We start from the raw sequence: 20,103 nt of genomic DNA on the forward strand, positions 1-20,103 counted from the left end.
ACCTGACCCGTACGGGCTCGCACAGGGCCGTACACAGACGGGCGGCACGGGCGTATGTGCTGGTCAGGGGGCCTATGCGCCGGGAGGGTCGGTCGCATGGAAACGAAATCCCCCCGCGCGGTACCCGTCGGCCCGGTGACGAACTCCTTCGCCGTGCAGCTCAGTTCGACCCGGCGCGGTGCCCGACTCGCGCGGCTCTTCACGGTGCAGCATCTCGCTGAGTGGGGCGTGCCGTACGGCAGTGGGCTCTCCGAGTCGGCCGGGCTGGTCACGGCAGAGCTGGCCACCAATGCCGTGCGCCACTGCGGTGGAACGGGGCGCGACTTCCGGTTGCGGGTGTCGGCGGGGCCTGGCGCGGGCGTCCGGATCGAGGTGACCGACGCCTGCGCCGACCGTCCTCTCCCGTCCGGCCCGCTGACGCCGTCGGTCGATCTCACGTCCGGACACGGGCTGTTGCTCGTGGACGCGCTCGCGGCTCGTTGGGGGAGCACGCACAACGACGCTGTCACCAAGACGGTCTGGGCGGAGCTGGGGCCGGGCTGACCTGGCTGACCGAGCGCCAGGGGGGGGCGGAGGGAGAGCGTGCGTGGGTGCGGTCGGCCGGTGGGGTGGTCCTCACAACTCCCGGTCGGGCCACCCCAGCAACCGTGCCCCGATGACGGCGGTCTGGAGCATGTAGCGGTGGGTGGGGTCGGCGGGGTTGGCGCCGGTGAGGTGGTGGATGCGGGCCAGGCGGTAGGTGAGGGCACGGACGCTGAGGGAGAGTTGGCGGGCGGCTTCGGCGGCAACGCAGCCCGCGTCGAAATAGGTGGTGAGGGTGTCGAGAAAGGGCTGGGGGCCGCCTCTGGCGGTGGTGAGGGGGCCGAGGGCGTGGCGGACGAGGTCGGCCATGGCCTGGCGGTCGCGGGTGAGAACGGGGTAGACGAGAAGGTCGGCGGCGTGCAGTACGGGTGCGTCCAGTTCCATGCGCGCGGCCAGGTCGAGGACGCTGAGGGCTTCCTCGTACGACTGGACGACGCCGCCAGGGCCCGCCTGGGCACGGCCGATGGCGACCTGGCCGCCGTCGGTCGCGGCGTAGGCGTGCTTGGCGAAGTAGGTGAGGACCTCGTCCTGATCGCCCGGGGCCACGCACAGGAGGCGGCCGTCCTTGGTGGTGAGCAGGATGCTGCGGTTGCCGAAGCGGCTGATGAGAGCCTGCTCCACCGCGCGGGCCACGGGGTCGCCCTCGTCGTAGGCGGCTGCTCCCCGCGCCACGGCGACCGCGTGGGCGTGGGAGAGGCGCAGGCCGAACCGTTCGGCGCGTTCCGCGAGATGGCCCAGGTCGCTGCGGCCGTAGAGCAGGTCGTCGATGAACTCGCGGCGCGCGGCCTCTTCCTGGCGTACGGCCTGGCGCTGCGCGCGTTCGTAGCCCTCGGCGACGGCGTCGATGACCTGGTGCATGGTCGCGAGGGCACTGTCGAAGCTGCGTATACCGGGCAGCGCTTCCTGGGCAGCGGCGAGGTGCGCGCTGACGAGGCCGCGCAGGCCGTGCCCCGCGTCGGCTGCCTGCTCACCGAGGGAACGCCGGAAGTCCAGCTCGTCCCTGGTCAGGCGGCGACCGGTCGCGGAGACCTCGGTCAGCAGCTGCGTGTAGCCGCGCAAGTATGCGGCCGGTGTCCCGCTCTCTGCCATGGGTGCCCCCGATTTCTCACGCGTCCCTGACGCATTCTTTGCGCCCCGCCCGGCACGGAGACCCTAATGAACTCTGCCGGGGCCCGGCAACGCGCGCCCGAACCAACCGACCGGGGGCTGTCGGGGGAGGGAGCACAGAGCGCAGGTACGTGCGCCGGTCGTCGGGGGATGTGTGCCGGGGGTCGGCAGACGTGTGCCGGAGGTGGGCAGGTGTGTGCTGGGTACCGGCAGAGGTGTGCCGACGGCCGACAGGTGTGCGCCCGGCCTGTCCCCTCTCCTTCTCGCCTCTCCTCCTCGCCGACGGGCTTGCCGCAGCATCGTCGGAGGCCGGGCAGCCGGCGCCAGGCGCGTTCCGGGGCTGTCACCCGTACGCGTGGCGTGGGCCCGGGGCCGGGCAGGGGCCGGGTGACCAGGGCCATTGACGGGTGTTCCGGGTGTGGCCGACGATGCGGGCAGGTTGTTTCCGGTGGGGGATCATGGAGTTCACGCAGCGGGTCTGGGCGCAGCTCGTGCTGAAGCGGGAGCTTCGGGAGATGTACGGGGAACGGTTCGAGGACTTCTTCCACCGGCTGATGGAGAGGCTGCGACCCGGCTACTCGCCGGTGCGTACGCAGGGAAGCGCGGGCGGGCTGTCGCTGTACGACGGGACGTTGTACGCCTTTCACGCACCCGCCGTGCCGGATCAGGGGCAGGCACGTAGCAGTCTGCGCGGCGCGTTGCGCGGGGCGCGTACGCAGGGGGGCGAGGAGATCGACGCGTTCGCCTTCGTGCACAACGACGCGCGCGGTGCGTACCCCGAGTTCGCCGCCGAACTGGAGGCCGCGGGCGAGGAGATCCAGCCGCTGGAGCTTCAGCACCGCGACGCGGCGTGGATCGTACGGCGGTTCAGGGAGCTGGATCAGGAAGCCGTTGAGGAACTGCTCGAACAGGCGGTACCCGCACCGTGGGACGCGCGGCGCGGGACCGGGGCGGCCGAGCTGGAACCGCTGTTGGCGGGCCTGGCCCGGCGGCCCGCTGCGCCGGTACCCGCGGGGGCACGGGCACCGGATGCCGCGCGGGCCCGCGAGGTGAGCCCGCACAAGCTGGCGTACCACGCGTTTCCGGGCGAGCTGCGGGACACGATGATGGTGGCGATGCGTTCCACGCACCTGGTGGACGCGTACTTCGCCGGATCGTCCGACGCGGGCGAGCACGACGCGGTCGCCGAGGGGTTCCGGCACCGTTTCAGGGAGTTGAGGGAGACGGCCCAGGACCCCGAGGACCTGTGGCTCGGACTGGAGGAACATGTGCTGGGTGGCGGCGGCCCCGAGGCGACGCCCGAACTGGTGGGGCTCGGCGGTGTGGTGATCACGCACTTCTTCGAACGGTGCGATCTGTTCGACCCGCCCCCCGACGGGTGGGTGCCCCGGTCGGCCGTGCCCCGGCCGAGGAGGGCGCGGTGATCACCCCGACCAAGGGGGTCGCGCCGGACAGGGCGCTGCTTGCCGTGGGCGCACGCGTCCTGCCCCTCCTCGACGAACCCCGCTCCGTCACCCGCGTGTGGGCGCTCTTCAGGGAGCGGGAGGCCGCGCGTGGCGCCCGGACGCGGGTCTCCTTCGAGTGGTTCACGCTGACCCTGGACCTGCTGTACGCGCTCGGTCTCGTCGACTTGAGGCGCGGACTGCTCGTCGCGGTACGCGCGGAGGAGGAGGACGGCGATGCTGCGTAGCCTCACCTCCGACCTTCCGGGCTTCCCCTGCCTCCACTTCAAGGCCGGACTGAACCTCGTCATCGTCGGGACGGAGACGGAGACGGAGGCCGGGACTGAAACGGGAACGGGAACGGGGACGCGGGCGCGAACGGGATCGGGATCGGGATCGGGGTCGGGGTCGGGGTCGGGATCGGGAACGGAAACGGGAACGGAGACGCAGGTCGAGGCGCGGGCGGCCGGTGCTGAGGCCGGCGGGCCTGGCGACGGACCCGGCGACGGGCCCGGCCTCCCGGAGCTGCTCCACTTCCTCCTCGGTGCGAGCGGCGGACCCCGCGCCGTGCCCCGTTACGAGGCGCTGCACGAGGCCACGTTCCGGCTGGAGTTGGACTGGCCGCCCCCGGGCCCGCCCCCTGCCGAGACCCCAGAATCAGCCCCGACCCCGACCCCGACCCCGACCCGGGTCTCGCCCCCGCCCCCGGCCCCGGTCTCGGTACGCAGGTCCGGCGGGGATGCGGGACGCGTCTACGTCGACCCGGACCCGGCCCGCGACGGCCGGGAGCCGGAGGGCGCCGGCGCCCTCTTCTCGGTAGGGACCGAGGCGGTCCTGAGCCCGGAGGAGTGGAACGCGCGCATCGAACGGGGCCTGTTCCGCCTGCCCGTAAACGCGGCGGGGCTGGGGCTCTCCGGCCGCACGCTGCTCTCGTACGTGGTGCGGCGTGAGCAGCCCAAGGCGCTCCCCGAGCCGGGGCGTGCGTCGGCCCAGCAGTCCCCGTCCGACGCCACGGCGCACCTGGCCCACCTGCTCGGTCTGGACACGTCGCTGGCCGGCGAGCTGCACGCGCTGGCACTCCGTGAGCAGACGGGCAAGCAGGCGCGTAAGGCCGTCGAAGACCCGGTGCTGGGGCGGCTGTTGGGGGAAGCGGCGGAGCTGAAGGGGCGGATCGGGCGGGCCGAGGAGGAGGCGGGACGGCTCAGGGAGCAGGTCGCCGCGTTCCAGGTGGGACCCGCGTTCAAGGAGCTGAGCGAGCGGGCCGACGAGCTGAACCGGCGCCTGCGCACACTTCCCGACGAGGACGTGTACGACCGCCGCGCCGCGCACGACATCGAACGGGCGCTGAGCGAACCGGAGGAGCGGACGGACGGCCCCGGGGAGGAACCCGTTGCCGAGGAACGCCTGTTCGCCGTCTATGAGCAGGCCGGGCTCGTGCTCGGTGAGCAGGTGCGGCGCAGCTTCGAGGACGTACGGGCCTTCCACCGCTCCCTCGTACGCAATCGCCGCCACCACCTCCAGGCGGAGCTGGACGAGGTACGCGCGCGGATCGCGCAGCGGGACGAGGAGCGGGCCCGGGTCGCGCAGGAACTGGGCGCAGTACTGAGGGAGTTGGAGCAGTCGGGCGCACTGGAGGCGCTGACCGCCGTGCGGCGCGCGCTCGCGGAGCGCGAGGCACTGGTGGCGACCCTGCGCCACCGTTACGAGGCCGCGCGGGCCCTGGAGAGCAGCCCCCGCCGCCTCCGCGCCGAACGCGCCCGTCTCCTGGAGACAGCGGCGGCCGACCTGGACGAGCGCGCCGCCGAACTGGCCGAGGCGACACGGCTGTTCACCACGTACGCCCAGGCCCTGTGCGGCCCGGAGACCGAGGCGCACCTCACCGTCGAGACGGGCCCGTCGGACCTGAGAGTGACCACCCATCTGTCGGCCCCAGCGCCCCCGTCAGCGACCCCTCCGGCGCAGTCGGCCCAGTCGGCCCTGGCCACCCTCTGCCTCGACCTCACCCTCGCGACCCTCTCCCACCGCCACGCCCGGGGCCCCGGCTTCCTCGTCCACGCCCCCTCCCTCCTCACCGCCCTGGAACCGCCCCACCTAGCGGCGGCCCTGGACCTCGCGGCCAGGGTGTGCGAGAGCGAGGGCATCCAGTACGTCGCAGTCCTCCACACAAGCGACCTGGAAACGGTACGGAGCACGGGCTACAACCCCGCCCCGCACATCACCGCCCACTGGCCCACCCCCTAACGAAGCCGCACAGAAGCCCCAAAGGGGCGCGGGGAACGGCGCGACAAGCCACGTCTGACCGGCAGTCCGGGACGTACAGCCAGGGGCACCCCGCATCCGGCAAGTCACCCCCAAAGAACCGTTTGACGGTCGCGCCACCGTACCGCACACTCACGGCGTGACAGCCAGCGAACCCGGCAACCCCGGTAAGAACGGCAACCCCGACCGCGCCGCGCGGCGCAGCACCCCGCTGCGCCGCACAGCGCAGCGAAAACCCTTCCGCCGCCTCGCGCTCGGCCGGGCGCTGACGTTCTTCGGCAACTCCATGGCACCCGTCGTGCTCGCCTTCGCCGTGCTCGACCTGGGCGGCTCCGCCGTCGATGTGGGGATCGTGGTCGGGGCCCGATCGGTCAGCAACGTCGTGCTGCTGCTGTTCGGCGGGCTCCTCGCTGACCGGATGCCCCGCGCGCTCGTGCTCCAGGGCGCCGCGCTGGCCGCCGCCCTGGTGCAGACCGGCGTCGGTGTCGGCGTGCTCGCCGGCGGCGGTCCGCTGGGTGTGCTGCTGATGCTGAGCGTCGTGCAGGGCGCTGCCGCCGCCGTCTCCATCCCCGCCTCGGCCGCGCTCCTTCCACTCACGGTGCCGCGAGCGGAACTCCGCCCGGCCAACGCGCTGGCCCGTATGGGCGTCAACACCGGCATGATCGCCGGTACGTCGACGGGCGGTCTGCTCGCCGCCGTCGCGGGACCCGGCTGGGGCATGGTCGCCAACGGCCTCGCCTTCCTCGGCGCCGCCTTCGCCTACCGTCTCGCCGGCCGCAGCCTGGGCGCGCGGGCCGCGGCGCCCGCCGAACGCGCACGCCCGTGGCAGGAACTCCGCGAGGGCTGGAAGGAGTTCGTCTCCCGCACCTGGGTGTGGGTGGTGGTGCTCCAGTTCTTCGTCGTCAACGCCGTAGCCGCCGGAGGCATCCAGGTGCTCGGCCCGACCGTCGCCGACAGCACGTTCGGGCGTACGGCCTGGGGCTTCGTGCTGGCCACACAGATGGCCGGCGCGCTGGTGGGCGGCCTGCTGGTCGCGCGCTCGCGGACGCGGCACGCGCTGCGCCTCGGTGTCGCCGTCGTCGCGCTGGACGCGCTGCCCCTGTTCGCGCTCGCGGAGTCGGCCGACGTGGCGCTGCTGCTGGTGGCGATGTTCGTGAACGGTCTCGCCATCGAACAGTTCGGCGTCGCCTGGGACCTGTCGCTCCAGGAGAACATCCCGCAGGAGAAGCTCGCCCGTATCTATTCGTACGACGCACTCGGCTCGACCCTGGCGCTGCCGCTCGGCGAAATGGCGGCCGGCCCCCTGGCCGAACGGTTCGGGACGCGTACGACGCTGCTGTCGGGCGTCGCGCTCGTCGCCGCCGTCACCCTGGCCGCGCTGTGCAGCCGGCAGGTACGCGGGCTGACGACGACGAGCGGCGGGTCAGGTGGCGGCCCGGCACATGAGCCCGCCGAGGTGCCGGTGAGGTCCGCGCCTCCGGAGGTGCCCGACGTACCCGGGCGGGCGTAGGGCCGCTCGCCCGGGGCGCTGGGGCACACTGGCCGGATGCCAGGTTCCCCGCAGCCCCACCCGTCCTCCGACGTCGCCGACCTGCGCGTCCTCGCGCATCCGCTGCGGCTGCGGCTGCTCTCGCTGCTGACGGGCGGCGCGTACAGCGCGGCCGAGGCGGCGCGGGTCCTGGGCCAGTCACAGGCCAACGTCAGCTACCACCTGCGCAGGCTGCACGCCGCAGGACTGGTCGAGGCGGCTGGCGAGGTCGCCGTCCGGGGCGGCACGGCCAAGCGGTACCGCCACGATCCCGGCAGCGGCGAACGGATCGAACCCCGCAGCGCCGAGGCGGCGGCGGGCGAGTACGCGGCACTCGCCGTGGCGCTCGGCGACGAACTGCGCCGGCGAACGGCCCAGCGGGACACCTCCGTTCCTGGCCACATGACGGACGCCGAGGTCTGGCTCGCACCCGAGGTGTGGACCCGCGTCCGGGAGCGCGCGGCGGAACTGGGCGAGGAACTCCACACCCACGCCCTCGCACCCGGCACGGAGGGCGCCGTACGGGTCAGCGCGACCCTGATGCTCTTCGCGATGCGCCCGCAGCCCGAAGGCACCGGGCACGCGGCAGGCACGGCGGGCACGGAAGATACGGCGGGCACGGAAGATGCCGGGGGCGGCAAGGGCAGCAAAGGCGGCAAGGGTGCCGAAAGCCCTTGAGGCGCACGGCACATGAGCCTTCCGTCCGCCCCGCGGTGTACGGACGAGCAGAAGCCGCGCACCTCGGTACGCAGCTCCGCTGGAGACGGGGCGTGGCAGGCGCCGGCGTCCGTACGGCGAGGCGCCGGAGCCGCCGCCCCGGCGCTCGCCCCGACGTACTCGGTCCGCACGCAGTCTCACGGCTACAGGCGGGGGGACGCCCGACGGCGGAACCGTTTCCTCAGGTGCGGATGTGCGCCTGAGGTGACACTTGTGCGCCCCCTGAGCAGCAACTCATCACATCGGGTGAAACTTTGGCCGTTTGTTGCGGCCAACAACCGTGTGTTGCCAAGCTGTTGCTGACTGTCAACCTGTCGAGCGTGCCGGAACGTTCACGTGCCGGGACCGAGTGCCTGAACGGGGAGAGCACACGTGCCATTCGGTGAGCAGCCCGCATATCTGCGAGTGGCGGGGGACCTGCGGAAGAAGATCTCCGACGGATCCCTGCCACCCCACGCCCGCCTCCCATCGCAGGCCCGTATCCGCGAGGAGTACGGCGTCTCCGACACGGTCGCGCTGGAGGCGCGCAAGGTGCTGATGGCGGAGGGCCTGGTCGAGGGGCGCTCCGGCTCTGGCACCTATGTGCGCGAGGTACCGGCGCCCCGCCGTATCTCGCGTACGGGGTACAGGTCGATCGGTGAGTGCACGCCCTTCCGCCAGGAGCAGTCCGACGAGCGGGTCAAGGGGACGTGGGAGTCGCGGAGCGAGCAGGAGGACGCCTCGCCCGCCATCGCCGAGCGGCTGGGCATCGAGCCGGGGGAGCGGGTGATGCGCACGCGCTATCTGTTCCGCATGGAGAGCGACCCCGCGATGCTGTCGACCTCCTGGGAGCCGCTGTCGGTCACGGGCCGTACGCCGGTGATGCTGCCCGAGGAGGGGCCGCTGGGCGGCCGGGGCGTGGTGGAGCGGATGGCGGCGATCGACCTGGTGGTGGACAACGTCACCGAGGAGGTCGGCTCCCGTCCCGGCAGGGCCGAGGAGACCGCGGCGCTGGGCGGCGTACCTGGCCACGCGGTGATGGTGATCTCGCGGACGTACTTCGCCGGCAAGCGTGCCGTGGAGACGGCTGACGTGGTCGCGGTCGCCGACAAGTTCCGGATCGCGTACCACCTGCCGGTGAAGTGAGACGGCCCTTCAGGATGTCCGGCGCCGGGCGGTACGGATCCGGCGCCGGAGGGCCGGCGGGAGGGGCCGCTGAGGCCCGGCCCGTGACCGGGGTGTGGTGGGCGAACACGTGGGCGAAAAAGTTGGCCCATTGTGCAAAGCCGAATGCGTTGCGTGAAGGCCGGGCGTAAGCTCAGGCATATGCGAAGTGTGAGCGGCGACAGCAACGCGGTGCTTCCCTGGCTGGTCATACGCCAGGACGGACAGGGCAACCGCTATCGCGTCGGCAGCTACGCCACCCGCGCCGAGGCCCAGCTTCTCGCGGAGCGCCTGGGGAGGGAAGGCGCCGGAGCGGGACACGGGGCCGACGGCTATCTCGTGGAGCATCTCGACCGGGTGCGCTGAGCGGGGCAGTGTTCCCTGTTCGCTTCCCGCCCGCTTCGTGCCCGGTTCCTGCCTCCTCCCGGCCGGCTCTGCGGCCCCGTCCGCGCCGTCCCCTGGTGGTGCCGCTGTGCGGGCATCTGATCGCGCGGCGTATCGGGTATATGGATAATTAGCCGTACTTGACCGGAAACTCCCGTCAAGGCCGCTATCCGATCAGGGGCGTGGTCCGCGTGAGCACCGAACCCGGCGGGGAGGCCACCTCGCTCCTCGACACGCTCCGCGTCGGGATCGTCATGCTGGACGGCGAGGGAATCGTGCTCCTGTGGAGCCCGATGACCGAGACGATCCTGGGCCGGTCGGCCGAGGACACCGTCGGCACCCGGATCGAGGAACTGATCGACGGCGACGACGAGGGCGACCGTATCCGCGAGTGCCTGCGCCGTGAGCACCGCTGGCGGGGCATCATGCACATCCGGCACGGCGAAGGCCACCTCGTCGAGGTCGAGGGCCGCGCCTCCCTGCTGCGGGACTCGGGAGAGCGGCCCTTCGTGCTCGCCAACATCATGGAGACCAGCAGGATCCGCGCCATCGAGCACGATCTGGCCGCTCTGGACGCGCTGTTCGCGTACTCCCCGCTGGGTATCGCCCTCTTCGACAAGGAGAAGCGGTTCGTCCGCTTCAACCCGGCCCTCGCCAGGCTCAACAGCGCCACCGACAAGAACCTCATCGGCAAGACCGTCAGGGACGTGCTGCCGCCGGAGATGGCCGAGGAGGTGCTCAAGGTCCAGTCAGCCGTGCTGGAGACCGGCCGCAGCGTCGTCGACATGGTGATGACGGCCCCCGACGGACAGGGCGCCCGTTCGGTCTCGTACAGCAGGCTCACCGACCGCAACGGCGAAGTCCTCGGCGTCAGCTGCACGATCATGGACATCAGCGAACGCCTTGAGGCGCTCAACAAGGTCGAGGCGGCGCGTGGCCGGCTCGCGCTGCTGGACGACGTCGGTGTCGCGCTCGGCGATCTTCTCGACGTACGCGCCATCTCCCAGGCCCTGGCCTCCTCGCTCGTTCCGCGCTTCGCCGACTACTCGGGGGTGCTGCTGCGCGGGGAGGTCGTCACCGGTGGTGACCTGCCCAGCTCCGTGATCACCATCGGCACCCCCGTGCATCAACTGGGCGTCGCCGCACGGCATTCGGGGGAGTCCGTCGACCGGCTGCTGCGGCTCGCCGCCGACACCCACTACGAGCACGACTCCTTCGTCGGCCGCGCCCTGGCCACGGGTGAGCCCCAGCTCGCCGTCACCCGTGAGGAGATCCTGCGGGCCACGCGCGGCGGCGACCCCAAGGTGGACGCCACGCTGGCTCTCGGCGTCCACTCGCTGATGGGCCTTCCGCTGCGGGCGCGTGGCATCGTGCTCGGGCTGCTCCTCGTCAGCAGGGCGGGCGAGCGCGAACCGTTCGACCGTGACGACCTCGCGCTGGGCATGGAACTCGCCGACCGCGCGGGCACCTCGCTGGACAACGCACGCCTCTACGCGCGCGAGCGGCAGGGCGCCCTCATGCTCCAGCGCAGCCTGCTGCCCCAGCACATCCCCGAACCGCCGGGCGTGGCCCTCGCCTATCGCTATGTGCCGGGAAGCAGCGGTACGGAGGTGGGCGGCGACTGGTTCGACGTCATCCCGCTGCCCGGCGGGCGCGTCGCGTTCGTCGTCGGTGACGTGATGGGGCACGGGCTGCACTCGGCCGTCACCATGGGGCGGCTGCGCACCGCCGTACGGACGCTCGCGGGGCTCGACCTGCCGCCCGACGAACTCCTCAGCCGCGTCAGCGACCTGGGTGACGATCTCGCCCAGCGCCCCGACGACCCGCTCATGGCCACCTGCCTCTACGCCGTCTACGAGCCGGCGCCCTCCGCCGCGGGAGAGCGCTGCGGGCTGCTCCGTATGGCGAGTGCGGGGCACGTGCCGCCGGTGCTCGTCACGCACGACGCCACGGGAGCGTGCCACGCGCGGACCGTCGAGCTGCCTCCTGGTACGCCGCTGGGTGTCACCGGTGTCACCGACGGCGGTGCCGGTGGAGAGGCGCCCTTCAAGACCGTCGAGACCGAGGTCGAGGAGGGCAGTGTGCTCGTCCTCTACACCGACGGGCTCGTGGAGAGCAGGGACGCCGACATCAGCGAGGGCATCGACCGCGTGTGCGACATGCTCACCGGCACGGCGGCCGGCAGCGCGGCGGGGCAGGCGTCGGAGACCGCATGCGGTGGCCTCGGGGACGCCTGCGACGCGCTCATCGGCTCGCTGGAGCGCCCCGACGACACCGGGACACAGCATCTGCTCAGTACGAGCGACGACGTGGCGCTGCTGATGGCGCGGCTCGGCGGGCTGCCCGAGGGCAGCGCGGTCTCCTGGACCTTCAGCACCGGCGGCTACGCCGTGCGCCGTGCCCGTGAGGCCGTCCGGCGGACGCTGCACGCGTGGGGGCTCGGCGCGCTGGAGGACACCGGCGTGCTGCTGGTGAGCGAGCTGGTCACCAACGCGCTGCGGTACGCGCACGGGCCCGTCGGCGTCCGCATGGTGCGCGACAACGGGCGCGAGGGCGGCTCCCGCGAGGGCAGCCTCGTGGTGGAGGTGTCCGACCCGCTGCCCGAGGCGCCGCGTGAGCGTACGGTCACCGAGGAGCACGAGGGAGGCCGCGGGATTCAGCTCGTTGCGAGCGAGGCCAGGCGCTGGGGAACACGCCATGGACCCTCGGGCAAGACCGTGTGGTTCGAACTGCCGTTGCCCTGAGCAGACATAAGAAGGGACGCGGTGGCGTGGGGCGGCGCTGAACGGGCACACGAACGGCCCTGAGGTGAGAGCGGTCGCCTGAGGTTCGACACCGCGTTCGCTGGTTAGGAGAGAAAGGGTGACCTCCGTGGACGACGGAGGCGTGCACATGTTGTCTCCGGCGGCAAGATGACTTGCGGCGATCGGGAAGAGCAGGCTCCGGATGATGCTCCGGGCTGCGACACTGCTCGGACCGGAGGCGAGTACCGGCAGTGGAAGGGGCGGCGTTGAGCGACATCCCAGTGGAGGCGGCGGGCAAGCAGGATGACGTACGTCGTGCGCTTGCCCTGCTGAACGCCGCGGGCGCCCGGATCGGGAACTCACTGGATCTGGAGACGACGGCACGTGAGCTGCTGGACGTGGCCGTGCCGCAGTTCTGCGACCTCGCGTCCGTCGACCTCTACGAGAGCGTGCTCGCGGGCGACGAGCCCCGCCCCGTAGGCCCCGTTTACACCGAGGACGAGCAGGAGGGCGGACTGCCCCGACGGCGCCGCCGCGGACCGGTGGGGCCGCCGCGCGGTGAGGTGCGCAGAGTGGCCTTCGCCAGCGCCGTCTCCGACGCGCCTTACGGATACGGCCTCGGTGACGAGGAGACGTCGGCCGAGTCGGCCAAGTCGGCCAAGGACACAGACCCCGCGCTGGCCGCCCAGCCCGCCGAGGTGGGCTCCACACACTGTTACGCCGATCACTCCCCGTACGCGACGGCGCTGCGAACCGGCCGCGTCCAGAACGTCCAGAGCCAGGACGGTGGCATCCCCGCACAGTTCGGGGCCGTCGTCCAGTCCACCCTCGCCGTCCCCATGGTGGCCAGAGACAGAGTGCTGGGCCTCGCGCAGTTCTCGCGCGCGAAGGGCAGCGAACCCTTCGGCGAACGCGACGGAGCCCTCGCCGCCGAGCTGGCGGCGCGCGCCGCCGTCTGCATCGACAACGCCCGCCTCTACCGCAGGGAGCACGAGCGGGCCCTCATCCTCCAGCGCAGCCTGCTGCCGCCCGGCGACCCCGAGGCGGCCGGCCTCGACATCGCCTGCCGCTACCTCCCGGGCAACCCGGCGTCCGAGGTGGGCGGCGACTGGTTCGACGTCATCGAGCTGCCGGGGCACCGCACCGCGATCGTCGTCGGTGACGTGATGGGCCGGGGGCTGCGCTCGGCCGTCGCCATGGGCGAGCTGCGCACCGCCGTACGCACCCTGGCGCTCACCGACATGGAGCCCGCCGAAGTCCTCGGCGCGCTCGACGAGATCGCCCGCGGCCTCGGGGGTACGCCGCACTCCCAGCGCTCGCAGCGCGGCAGCGACACCGACCTGTCCGAGATCTACCTCGCCACCTGCATCTACGCCGTCTACGACCCGGTCTCCCGGCGGTGCACGTTCGCCAACGCGGGACACCTGCCGCCCATCCTCGTCGAGCCCTCGGAGCCCGCGCTGCTGCTGGAGGTGCCCAAGGGCGTGCCGCTCGGCGTCGGCGGCGAACCCTTCGAGGAGATCGAGGTCGAGCTGCCCGACGGTGCGATGCTCGCGCTCTACACCGACGGCCTCGTCGAGTCCCGTGACCACCCGCTGGACGAGGGCCTGGACGCGTTCCGCGCGGTGCTCACCGACGCCTCGGAACCGCTGGAGGACACCGCCGACCGCGTACTGCGCACCCTCAACGTGCACCACGGCGAGGACGACATCGCGCTGCTCGTCGCCCGCGTCGACGGCCTCGACCCGTCGCACGTCGGCGACTGGTCGCTGCCGCCCGAGCCCCGCTCGGTCGCACGCGCCCGCGAGCTGGCCCGTGATCAGCTCGCCGAATGGCAGCTCGACGCGCTCGGCGACACCGCCGAACTGCTCGTCAGCGAACTGGTCACCAACGCGCTGCGCTACGGCGAGGGCGACATCCGGCTGCGGCTGCTGCTCGACAGGACGCTGGTGTGCGAGGTGTGGGACGCGGGTCCCGTACAGCCGCGCAGGCGGCGCGCACACGACACCGACGAGGGCGGGCGCGGGCTCCAGCTGGTCGACCTGCTCAGCACCGGGTGGGGCAGCAGGCGCACCCCCTCGGGCAAGGCCGTCTGGTTCCAGCTCGCACGCCCCCGGGAGGGCGTGCCCGCCAAGGACCCGACGGAGGCGCTGCTCAGCCTCTTCTGAGGCGCCGCTTCCTCACTCCGCCGTGCCGGCCAGACCGTGCTGGTAGCCCGTGATGACGAGCTGGACGCGGTCACGGGCGCCGAGCTTGTCCAGCAGCCTGCCGACGTGGGTCTTCACCGTGCCCATGGACACCCGCAGTTCGAGCGCGATCTCGGAGTTCGACAGGCCCCTGGTCACCAGCACCAGCACGTCGTACTCCCGTGCGGTGAGCACGTCCAGGCCCTCGGGCGCCGGCGGCACGTGGCGGGGCTGGCGGCAGAACTCGGCGATCAGGCGGCGGGTCACGCTCGGTGCGAGCAGGCTCTCGCCCGCGGCGACCGTACGGATCGCGCGCACCAGTTCGGCCGGTGCCACGTCCTTGAGCAGGAAGCCGCTCGCGCCGGAGCGCAGTGCGGCGAACACATACGAGTCCAGGTCGAACATGGTCAGGACCAGCACCCGTACGCCCTCGGTCGCGGGGTTCCTGCGGATCGCGCGGGTCGCCTCGATGCCGTCCAGGCGCGGCATCCGCACATCCATCAGGATCACGTCGGGGCGCTCGCTGAGCGCGAGCCGTACGGCCGCCTCACCGTCCTCGGCCGTACCCACCACCTTCAGCCCCGGCTCGGCGTCCACCAGCACCCCGAAGCTCTCGCGCAGCAGCGCCTGGTCGTCGGCGATCAACACCCGTACGGCATCGGTCGGTTCACTCATGTCGCGCGCGCTGCCCCTTCTGTCGCGGTGCCGGTGCCGGTGCGGGTGCCGGTGGTGTGCGGTGCGCTGTGCGGGCCCGGTGCGGGTCCGGAGTCCGGTACGGAACCGGAGTCGGGTGCGGCCGTGGGGTCCGGTGCGGGCGTTCGGCCCGTGCCCGGTGCGGGTGGCGGGTCGGGTGCAGGTGGTGGGTGGGGGGCGGCCGGCAGGGGGATACGGGCGCGTACCGCGAAGCCGCCGTTGGGGCGGGGGCCCACCGACAGTTCGCCGCCGTACAGTTCGACCCGCTCCCGCATGCCGATGACGCCGTGTCCGTTCCCCGCCGTACGGGAGCGGCTGCCTACCGTCGGGTGCCCGCTTCCCGGCGCGCGGGCGCGCGTCGCGCGCCCGTCGTCCGACACGTCGATCCGCAGGGTGCCGCCGCCGGTCAGCAGGGTGACGCGGCAGTCGCAGGGCGCCGCGTGCTTCATGACGTTGGTCAGCGCCTCCTGCACCACCCGGTACGCCGAGCGGGACAGCCCGTCGGGCAGGCCGCGCAGCCCGTCGGTGTCCAGCGTGAGCGCCACGCCCGCGCCTCTGGCACGTTCCACCAGCTCGGACACGTCGGCGGGTTCGGACAGTCGCCTGCCGGGGTGGCGCGTCCCTTCGCCCTCGCCCTCGCTGCCGCCCGCGGCCGTGTCCGCCGCGCCGTCCGCGTCTTCGGCGTTTTCGGGGTTTTTGGCGTTCGCTGCGTGCTCGCCCGCGCTCGTTCCCGCGTGTGCCCCGGCCCTGAGCAGGCCCAGCATGTCGCGCATCTCGCGCAGCGCCGTATGGCTCTCCGAGTCGATCACCCGCAGTGCCTCGACGGCCTCCTCGGGCCGGGTGGCCGCCACATGGTGGGCCACGCTCGCCTTCACCGCGATCACGCCGACGTGGTGTGCGACCACGTCGTGCAGTTCGCGGGCGATGCGCAGCCTTTCCTGCGCCACGGCGACGGTTGCCAACTGCTGTGCCGCGCGCGCCGCGTAGGCGCGACGCTGCCGTACGGCCTGGCCCGAGGCCCAGGCCAGCGCCGCGACGATCGCGCCGGTCAGCCACGCGGGCACGCCGTCCTCGAAGCCCTCGGGCGGGCCCGCGACGACCATCGTCAGCAGCGCGGCGCCGCAGACGGCGGCGACGGTACGGGTGGCGGCCCTGCTGGACCAACGGGCGCTCACGGCAGCGGAGTAGAGCGCGAACGCCACCGCGAGCAGCGGTTCGGACACCACGCCCAGCGCGGCGGCCGTGCCCGAGGCCAGCGTCACGGCGAGCGCCACAGGGCCGGGCCACAGGCGGCGGACCGCGAGCGGCAGCCCCATCGCGGCCAGTAGCGCCAGCCCGCCGGGCCCTGGCCAGCCGCCGTGCTGGGCCACCGACAGGACCACGAAGAACGCGGTGAACAGCGGAGCGGCGACGCAGTCCCCCACGACGAGCCGCCGCCACAACGGGTGTTCGGGCGCCCCGCTCCGGCGCCCCGCCTCTGCGCCGGACATACCGGCACGCTAACCCCGTACGCCGCCCGGCGCCTCCTCCTCAGGACCGTCAGACCGTGGTGCGGTACGCGCGGCGCGTCCCCGCCGCGCATGTGACCGGGGGCCGAGCGCGGATTCGGCGCCGGGGCCGATGCGCGCGGGTGCCGTACCGGGAGAGGCTCGGAGGCGGCGGTGAACCGGGCGGCCCCCGTACGACCGGTTCACCGTTCCGTCGCTTCCCCGTCCCGTTGCTCCGCCGCCCTGTCGTCGCGTCGCCCGTTCCGCCGCAGCGCCGGTGCGTCGCCACCTGAACCCGACCCGGGACCTGAACCCGACCCGGGACCTGGATCCGACCCGGGGCCTGGATCCGACCCGCGACCTGAACCGTGATCTGAATTGCGACCTGAACCCGACTGGAAGGAACCGCCCGCGATGGCAGGTAACGCCGCGCTGGCCGCCGCGCACGCCGAGTGGACCAAGGTGAGCACCGTCCGCTCGACCGCCGCCGCGCTCGGTCTCACCGCCGTATTGGGGGTGGTGGCCGCCGCGGTCTCCGGCACCTCCATGCGCAACGCGCTGGAGAACGACAGCGGGCGGGTGGCACCCGGCTTCCATCCGGTCGACGCGGGCTTCGACCTCGTCTGGTACCTCCAGCTCGGGCTCGTCGCCTTCGGAGTCCTCGTCGTGGCGGGCGAGTTCCGCGGCGGTACCGTCCGTGCCTCGCTCGCCGCCGTGCCCCGGCGCGGGCTGTTCTACGTGACGAAGGCCGCCGTCTGCGCCCTGGTCGTGCTGCCGGTCGCCGCGCTGGCGACGGTGGCGGCTTTCCTGGCCGACCAGGCGGGCCTGGGCCCCTACGGCGTACCCGTCGGTGAGTCCTTCGGCGAGGAAGGGGTCGTACGCGGCATGGTGCTCGGCACCGTCCATCTCACCCTCATCACGCTCTTCGCGGTGGGCCTCGCCACCCTGCTGCGCTCGGCCGCCGTCGCGCTCGGGGTGCTGTACGTCTTCCTGTTCGTCGTCTCGCCCGCGGTGGGCGCCATCCCCGGCGGCGAGAAGGTGACGCGCTTCCTGCCGGACAAGGCGGGCGTCCAGGCGCTGAAGGTGGGCTCCGAAGCGGACGCGGCGCTGGGCCCGTACGGCGGGATCGGCGTGGTCGCCGCCTGGACGGCGCTGGCCCTCGTCGCCGGCTGGCTGGCCTTCCGGCACCGGGAGCTGTGAGCGCGTCGCGCCCTGCCGGGGCGTGACGCTGGGTGCCAAGAGGGGGCTGCCCGTCGGCTGAGTACGGCGATCGAGGATCATGCATGCGGAAAGATCATGCATGCAGAAAGTACGCCGTAAATGCCGCCGAAAGACCGCAGTACCGCGCGCCTGTTCAGCAGCCGTGTGAGCCCGTCCCGCAGTCGTGTGCTGACCGCGGCCCTGCTTTGTGCCGTCACGGTGGCCGGGGTCACCTCCTGCGGGGGAGAGGGCGCCGCTTCGGACGTGGGGAAGAAGGGTGGCCAACGCGCTCCGGCGCTCGGTCCACCGGCGCCCACCGGAGCCTGGGCGTCCGCTTCCGGGCGTACCGTGCACACCTCGGAGTCCGTCCTCCAGATCGTCGCCCACCCCGACGACGACCTGTACTTCATCAATCCCGAGGTCGGCCAGGCGCTGCGCTCGGGGCGCCCCCTCACCACGGTCTTCCTCACCTCGGGAGAGTCCGACGGCGTCAACGCGCCCCGCAAGCACAGGCCCGCCCACTCCCCTGGTGACAGGGCGACCTACGCGGAGGCGCGGCAGAACGGTATACGTGCCGCCTACGCCGAGATGGTCACCGGCGACCGCGGGACACGCTGGAAACGCACCGTCCTGCGCACGGCGGGCGGCGGCAGGGCCGAACTCGACACCCTCAGCGGCCATCCGCACATACGCCTCGTCTGGACGCTCCTGCGCGAGGCGGGCAGCATCACCGCCCATCGTCCCCACAGCCTGCACGGCCTGTGGTCGGGGCAGGTCAGCACCCTGGACACCCAGCTCACATCGAGCGGGCCGGTACCCCGCGCTTCCACGTACACCCGCGAGCAGCTGGTGCGGACGCTCACCGGGTACCTGCGCACGTTCCGGCCGACACACATACGTATCCAGGACCCCACCCCCGGCCGCCTCGACAGGAACAAGAAGTACGCCGACCACCAGGACCATTTCTCCGGAGCGCGCTTCGCGCAGGAGGCACTGGCGCGGTACGAACGGGACAAGAAGCGCCCGCACTTCACCGTCGAGAGCTACCTCGGTTACTTCAACGGGGGGCTGCCCCATGTCCTCGGCGGCAAGGCAGCCGAGGACAAGCTGCGCGCCCTGGACACCTACGCCTGGTCCGACAGGAACCGCACCTCCTGCCCGCACGAGGCGGGCTGCGGCGACCTCAAGATGGTGCCCCGCCAGCAGCACCAGGGCTGGTCCCACGGCATACGGCACACCAGCGGCGACAGCACCGGCTGGCTGAGCGCGGGGTCAGGCGACTCGCTGCGGGCCTTCTCCGTGCTCGACGGGCGCATAGCCGTACGGGAGAGACGGGCGGGTGGCGCGGGCGGCGCGGGGGGCTGGGGGGCGCCCGAACTGCTTCCCGGGACCGGTATCGACCCGGGGCTCAGCCCCGTGCGCCTGGCCGACGGCGGTACGGCGGTCTTCGGCACCCGCACTCTCATCGGCCCCGAGCCCGCGGGCTACAGCAGGGAAGTCGGCTTCACGGTCCAACAGGGCGGGCGCACCGGCTCGTTCGGTCCCTGGCAGACCCTCGGCACCCCCGAGCCCGCCGACGCCGTGGGCCTCTCGGACATCAGCGCACCCGCTGTTTCCGTCGCCCCCGACGGAGCGCTCACGGTCGTCGTTCGCAACAGCAACCACTCACTCAGTGCGCGTGTGCAGCAGCCCGGTGGTGCGTGGTTGCCCTGGCTGAGGCTCGGCGGACGCGCCGTGCACGGCGATCCTGCCGTCGGTACGGATGCGGAGGGGCGTCTGTACGTGGTCGCCAGCACTCCCAAGAACGTTCTCGCCTGGTTTCAGAAGACTCCTGGTGGCGATCTTTCGGGGCCGGTCACCACGGGGTTGCCGCCCACCACTGGGCCGGTGCGGCTTCAGGAGGACGGGGACGGGGTTCGTCTCTATTTCCGTGCGCCTCGCACGGGGAGTGTGAGTACCGCGCGGTTGCGCGGGGCGGACCTTGTACGGGGGATCGGCGCCGGTGCCGGCACCGTTCCCGGCACCGGCACCGGTGCCTCCGTGATTGCGCCGGTGAAGGTGACCGATCTTGGTGGGCCCGGCGGGTACGGGCCCATCGGAGTCAGCCGGCTCTCGGGCGGCGACACGCTGCTCGCCGCCCGTACCGGGCGGGGCGACCTCGCGACGACCGTCGTACGGGGTACGCCCGGGGACGCCGGTGCGTCCGGCGCACCCGGTGCGCCTGCGCGGCCTCGGTGGAGCAGTACGGGGTTCCTGTTCGCCGGGACGCCGTCCACCTCCGCGGTTCCCTCCGGGGGAGGGGTTGTCGCTGTTACGGGGCTCGATGGGCGGTTGTATTGGGCGCCGGTAGGAAGCGGGCGCGCCGGCGGCTGGCGCCCCGCGTAGACGTGTCCCACGCGTGCCGCCTACGCCTGGCGCCCCGCGTGGGCGTGCCGCCTGCACCTATGTGGTGACCTTGCCCTCGTGGCCCCGTCTGTTCCTTATGGGGCTGCGCCCCGTGCCCCCTGTTGTGGTTCCTGTGGTTTGAAGCCCCTTCCCGTTCGATATGGGGGCTTCGCCCCCTGGCCCCCGTTGGCCTCGCCGGCCGGGCGTCGGGGGGCGCTGCCCCCCAACAGCCCCCCGCTAGAGGAG

Annotated in this window: 15 protein-coding genes; 12 read left to right on the forward strand and 3 right to left on the reverse strand. The window is 72.6% G+C overall.

The features are described from left to right. The first annotated feature begins 96 nt into the window (after positions 1 to 96). Positions 97 to 543 (forward strand): ATP-binding protein, encoded by a 447-nt coding sequence (locus tag NMN56_RS22515; RefSeq protein WP_274040906.1) that lies wholly within the window; start codon positions 97 to 99, stop codon positions 541 to 543. Between the two features lie 72 nt (positions 544 to 615). On the opposite strand, the gene NMN56_RS22520 is transcribed toward NMN56_RS22515, so the two are convergent. Next, positions 616 to 1,671 (reverse strand): PucR family transcriptional regulator, encoded by a 1,056-nt coding sequence (locus NMN56_RS22520; RefSeq protein ID WP_274040905.1) that lies wholly within the window; start codon positions 1,669 to 1,671, stop codon positions 616 to 618. A 476-nt stretch (positions 1,672 to 2,147) separates the two neighbouring features. Here NMN56_RS22520 and NMN56_RS22525 point away from each other — a divergent pair, with 476 nt between their 5' ends. The 9 genes from NMN56_RS22525 (at position 2,148) to NMN56_RS22565 (ending at position 14,074) form a co-directional block, all read left to right on the forward strand. Next, a complete protein-coding gene (locus NMN56_RS22525; protein ID WP_274040904.1) occupies positions 2,148 to 3,113 on the forward strand; it encodes a hypothetical protein in 966 nt (321 codons plus the stop codon). After that, the gene (locus tag NMN56_RS22530) at positions 3,110 to 3,379 is read left to right on the forward strand and encodes an ABC-three component system middle component 6 (RefSeq protein WP_274040903.1); all 270 of its coding nucleotides are present in this window, start codon (positions 3,110 to 3,112) and stop codon (positions 3,377 to 3,379) included. Before NMN56_RS22525 ends, NMN56_RS22530 begins: the two co-directional genes overlap by 4 nt. Further along, on the forward strand, positions 3,369 to 5,372 hold the full coding sequence (locus NMN56_RS22535) for an ABC-three component system protein (RefSeq protein WP_274040902.1): 2,004 nt from the start codon (positions 3,369 to 3,371) through the stop codon (positions 5,370 to 5,372). Before NMN56_RS22530 ends, NMN56_RS22535 begins: the two co-directional genes overlap by 11 nt. A 157-nt stretch (positions 5,373 to 5,529) precedes the next feature. Further along, entirely contained in the window at positions 5,530 to 6,900 is a 1,371-nt protein-coding gene (locus NMN56_RS22540; RefSeq protein ID WP_274040901.1) for an MFS transporter, read from the forward strand. Between the two features lie 36 nt (positions 6,901 to 6,936). Further along, a complete protein-coding gene (locus NMN56_RS22545; protein ID WP_274040900.1) occupies positions 6,937 to 7,596 on the forward strand; it encodes an ArsR/SmtB family transcription factor in 660 nt (219 codons plus the stop codon). Between the two features lie 411 nt (positions 7,597 to 8,007). Next, the gene (locus tag NMN56_RS22550; protein ID WP_274040899.1) at positions 8,008 to 8,760 is read left to right on the forward strand and encodes a GntR family transcriptional regulator; all 753 of its coding nucleotides are present in this window, start codon (positions 8,008 to 8,010) and stop codon (positions 8,758 to 8,760) included. A 180-nt stretch (positions 8,761 to 8,940) separates the two neighbouring features. Continuing rightward, complete coding sequence (locus tag NMN56_RS22555; protein WP_274040898.1) at positions 8,941 to 9,144, forward strand: SPOR domain-containing protein; 204 nt, start codon at positions 8,941 to 8,943, stop codon at positions 9,142 to 9,144. A gap of 209 nt (positions 9,145 to 9,353) precedes the next feature. Continuing rightward, positions 9,354 to 11,906: a SpoIIE family protein phosphatase gene (locus tag NMN56_RS22560; RefSeq protein ID WP_274040897.1), complete on the forward strand. Its 2,553-nt coding sequence runs from the start codon at positions 9,354 to 9,356 to the stop codon at positions 11,904 to 11,906. Positions 11,907 to 12,172: 266 nt separating this feature from the next. Continuing rightward, positions 12,173 to 14,074 (forward strand): SpoIIE family protein phosphatase, encoded by a 1,902-nt coding sequence (locus NMN56_RS22565; protein ID WP_274040896.1) that lies wholly within the window; start codon positions 12,173 to 12,175, stop codon positions 14,072 to 14,074. Between the two features lie 12 nt (positions 14,075 to 14,086). Here the strand turns inward: NMN56_RS22565 and NMN56_RS22570 are convergent, their stop codons facing one another. Further along, on the reverse strand, positions 14,087 to 14,767 hold the full coding sequence (locus NMN56_RS22570) for a response regulator (RefSeq protein ID WP_274040895.1): 681 nt from the start codon (positions 14,765 to 14,767) through the stop codon (positions 14,087 to 14,089). Then, positions 14,764 to 16,275 (reverse strand): sensor histidine kinase, encoded by a 1,512-nt coding sequence (locus NMN56_RS22575; RefSeq protein ID WP_274040894.1) that lies wholly within the window; start codon positions 16,273 to 16,275, stop codon positions 14,764 to 14,766. The genes NMN56_RS22570 and NMN56_RS22575 overlap by 4 nt, the downstream gene beginning before the upstream one ends. A gap of 411 nt (positions 16,276 to 16,686) precedes the next feature. Between NMN56_RS22575 and NMN56_RS22580 the strand changes: the two genes are divergently transcribed. Further along, a complete protein-coding gene (locus NMN56_RS22580; protein ID WP_274040893.1) occupies positions 16,687 to 17,472 on the forward strand; it encodes a hypothetical protein in 786 nt (261 codons plus the stop codon). A 186-nt stretch (positions 17,473 to 17,658) separates the two neighbouring features. Beyond that, the gene (locus NMN56_RS22585; RefSeq protein ID WP_283742502.1) at positions 17,659 to 19,857 is read left to right on the forward strand and encodes a PIG-L family deacetylase; all 2,199 of its coding nucleotides are present in this window, start codon (positions 17,659 to 17,661) and stop codon (positions 19,855 to 19,857) included. Positions 19,858 to 20,103 lie beyond the last annotated feature (246 nt).

This window comes from Streptomyces iconiensis (assembly GCF_028657195.3).
Lineage (GTDB): Bacteria > Actinomycetota > Actinomycetes > Streptomycetales > Streptomycetaceae > Streptomyces > Streptomyces iconiensis.